Origin of the sequence: Pseudoflavonifractor phocaeensis, assembly GCF_016901735.1 — a bacterium.
Taxonomy (GTDB): Bacteria; Bacillota; Clostridia; order Oscillospirales; family Oscillospiraceae; genus Pseudoflavonifractor_A.
On record NZ_JACLZC010000120.1, the window covers coordinates 1 to 3313 of the forward strand.

2 protein-coding genes and 2 pseudogenes are annotated in these 3313 nt (G+C 52.5%); 3 read left to right on the forward strand and 1 reads right to left on the reverse strand.

From position 1 onward, the window contains the following. Positions 1-175: 175 nt before the first annotated feature. A complete protein-coding gene (locus H7U37_RS14610; RefSeq protein WP_204876869.1) occupies positions 176-796 on the forward strand; it encodes a CHC2 zinc finger domain-containing protein in 621 nt (206 codons plus the stop codon). Then, a pseudogene (locus H7U37_RS14615) lies at positions 774-896 on the forward strand (CHC2 zinc finger domain-containing protein); the annotation flags it as partial. The gene H7U37_RS14610 and the pseudogene H7U37_RS14615, both read left to right, overlap by 23 nt. A gap of 84 nt (positions 897-980) precedes the next feature. Here the strand turns inward: H7U37_RS14615 and H7U37_RS14620 are convergent. Further along, positions 981-2207, reverse strand: coding sequence for an IS110 family RNA-guided transposase (locus H7U37_RS14620; RefSeq protein ID WP_204876870.1), 1227 nt, complete (start codon positions 2205-2207; stop codon positions 981-983). A gap of 250 nt (positions 2208-2457) precedes the next feature. On the opposite strand from H7U37_RS14620, the pseudogene H7U37_RS14625 reads away from it, so the two are divergent. Further along, positions 2458-3313 (forward strand): annotated as a pseudogene (locus H7U37_RS14625) (DNA primase family protein); the annotation flags it as partial.

The window sequence follows — 3313 nt, forward strand, 5'->3', positions numbered from 1 at the left end:
CCAGTCTGTCCGCCCCAACGCTAAATTTTGCAAACCCGCCTGCCGGGAGAAGTTCTACCGGCAGGAAAAGCGGAAAGCCAAAGAAACGGAAACATCACAAACTGCATAAGGACTGCGGCCTGCCCCAATAAACCGGGCAGGCCGCTTTTTTTATGCCCTGAAACGGAGGGATTTTATGACACTCTTTGAACTGGTAAAGCAGAATATTTGTGTGCCGGATGCGGCGGAACACTATGGGCTGCAAGTCAACCGAAACGGGATGTGCAGCTGTCCGTTCCATGAGGACCGACACCCCAGCATGAAGCTGAACGAGCGATATTTTTACTGCTTCGGCTGCGGGGCCACCGGCGATGTGATCGACTTTGTGGCGCGGCTGTTTGGTCTGAGTAGCTATGAGGCCGCAAAGAAACTGGCCTATGACTTCGGCATCGACCCAGACAAGCCACCGACGGCAATCGCCCTGCCCAGACCGGAACGTCCCATGCTGAAAGCATACCGGCAGGAGGAAGTGCGCTGCCTGAGGGTGCTGTGTGATTATTTGCATCTTCTGGAAAAATGGAAGATGCAGTGTGCGCCCAAGACACCGGAAGATGCTTTGGATGACCGGTTTGTGGAAGCCTGTCAGATGCTGGACTATGTGGAATATCTGGCGGATTTTCTCATTGCCGCCGAGCTGGAACAGCGGGTAAAAACCGTAGAAATGCTGAACAAAGATGGCCTGACCGCCGGTTTGGAGGAACGGTTAAAGAGATTGAAAAAGGAGGAAGTTACCCATGAAGAAAAACAAGCAGCCTGACGGGATGCCCGTCTGGTTTGATGGAAAAAGTATCAACGAAGCCCTGTTTTGTGAGGAGTTCTTGCAGACGCACAAGATCATCTTCACAAACGGGGCTTTTTTGTTATGAAAACCCTTCCACCGAAAGGGCGCAACAAACCAGCCCGCCTGGACGGCAGGCTAATTGACGATATAAATTGTTGGATTAGGCGGAGCCGGGCAGGGCATCAGGTTCCCAGCCCAGTGCTTTCAGACGTTTCAGGTAACCATGTATTTTTCTGTCCCGATTGAAAGAGTCGTAATAGTCAGAGCCTAAATCACGAAAAGGCGTGCTGTTTTTCAACATGTGGTATATGGCGATTAACATGGAATGAGCAACTGCAAGTGTGGCACGGTTCTTACCTCGCCTTGCGGCGATTCGCTGGTATTGCGCCGAGAAATAAGACCATTTTACAGAACGTGCAGATTTTGCACATTGGGTCAGAATCGTCTTGAGCGGTTTGTTGCCTTTTGTCGTTTTCCCGTGTTTTTGCCGTCCTGCGCTCTGGCAGTTGCCGGGGCAAACCCCAGCCCAGGAACAAAGATGGGCGGCACTGGGAAATCTGCTCATATCCAGACCGATTTCTGCCAGAATTACCTCTGCGCTGCGCCTGGCGATACCGGGAATATCGCAAAGGGCAGCAATCGCCGCTTCATATTCTCCCATGTAATCCTGTACGAGTTTATCCAAGTCGGCAATGCGCCTGGTCAGATCGTCGATATGATCTATGACCTGCGCCAGCAATTTTCTTTGCAGAGGTGTGGTAATCCCTTCAATGGCCGTCACGAGCTGTCCCAGTTTAGAACGCATCCGCCCATGAACCATCTTGGATACTTCCTCCTCACTGGTTGGGACGTCATCTTCCACGATCTTTTCCAGTAGCTTTCGAGCGCTCTTTCCGTTGATGTCTTTGACCACAGAGTCCAATTTAATGTTGGCGCCCTCCAGAATTTTTTGCAGACGGTTGGTTTCTCTGCATCGTTCCTCTGTCAGGCTTTTTCGGTAACGGGTAATTTCACGCAGCTCCCGCTGTTCCCGGTTGGGAATATAGCTGGCTTTCAGCAGTCCGTGGCGGAGCAGGTCCGCGATCCATTCCGCGTCTTTCACATCGGTCTTACGGCCGGGCAGCGCTTTCATGTGCGCCGCATTGACAACCATGGCATCCAAATCCATCAGTTCAAACAGGTTATACAATGGTTTCCAAAATACGCCCGTACTTTCCATAGCAATCATTTCACAGCCTGATTCTGTGAGCCAGTTTGCCAAAGACTTGATCTCGCTGGTCGTTGTGCCGAATTCACGCAGGCACTGCTCTCCGCCCTGATTCAAACAGGCCACGATGATCTTCTTGTGCACATCAATCCCACAACAACACCGATAGACAACTTCCATACTCCTGCGCTCCTTGCAAAAGTTGTCACGGCGCGCTCTCCGAAAGCAATTATTTTGCTATACGTCCTTTACTGCCGTTTGGCTCGGACAATTTGTGGTTCAGCAGGAGAGCAAAATCAGTTTCACGCGCGCGCTCGTAGCGGCAAAAAAAGCCGATCTTGTGCCGTGTATCTATATTTTACCATGCTGCCCTGTCTGCTGCACCTGGTTTTCATTCATCGTGGTGCAAGCATGTAATGCGGCATGAAGTTTCACGCCCGAAGGCCGTGTGACTGATGAGTTGCCCCTGCGGGGAGAGATTTTTGAAGAGCTGAAATACTGTGCGGTCAGCAACATTCCCCGCAAAATCAGCAACATTGTGGAGCTGATGAAGCTGGCGGCGCTGGTGGAGGATTTTCCCCCGGAGCCGAACCGGATTCACCTTTCCAATGGGACGCTTTTTCTGGATGGGACCTTTGTGGAGGGAAAGCCGAAAATTGTCCGCAACCGTTTCCCTGTGGCCTATAATCCTAATGCTCCACAACCTGTCCTCTGGCTGCAATTTCTGGACGGTCTGCTCTACCCGGAGGACATCCCCACCTTGCAGGAATATATCGGTTACTGCCTGATTCCCAGCAATAAGGGACAACGGATGATGGTCATTAAGGGCAGCGGCGGCGAGGGCAAGTCGCAGATCGGCGCTGTGCTGGGAACTTTGTTCGGCTCCAACATGAAGGATGGCAGCATCGGGAAAATATCCGAGAACCGTTTTGCCCGTGCTGACCTGGAACATATCCTCCTGTGCGTGGACGACGATATGCGGATGGAAGCCCTGCGCCAGACCAACTATGTGAAATCCATTGTCACCGCCCAGGGCAAGATGGATTTGGAGCGCAAGGGCAAGCAGAGCTATCAGGGATGGATGTGCGCCCGGCTGCTGGCCTTCTCCAACGGGGATTTGCAGGCGCTGTTTGACCGGAGCGACGGGTTTTATCGCCGCCAGCTGGTGCTGACCACGAAAGAAAAACCGGCTGGCCGTGTGGATGATCCTGACCTTGCCGAGAAGATGAAAGCCGAGGTGGAGGGTATTCTGCTGTGGGCTTTTGAGGGATTGCAGCGGCTGGCCG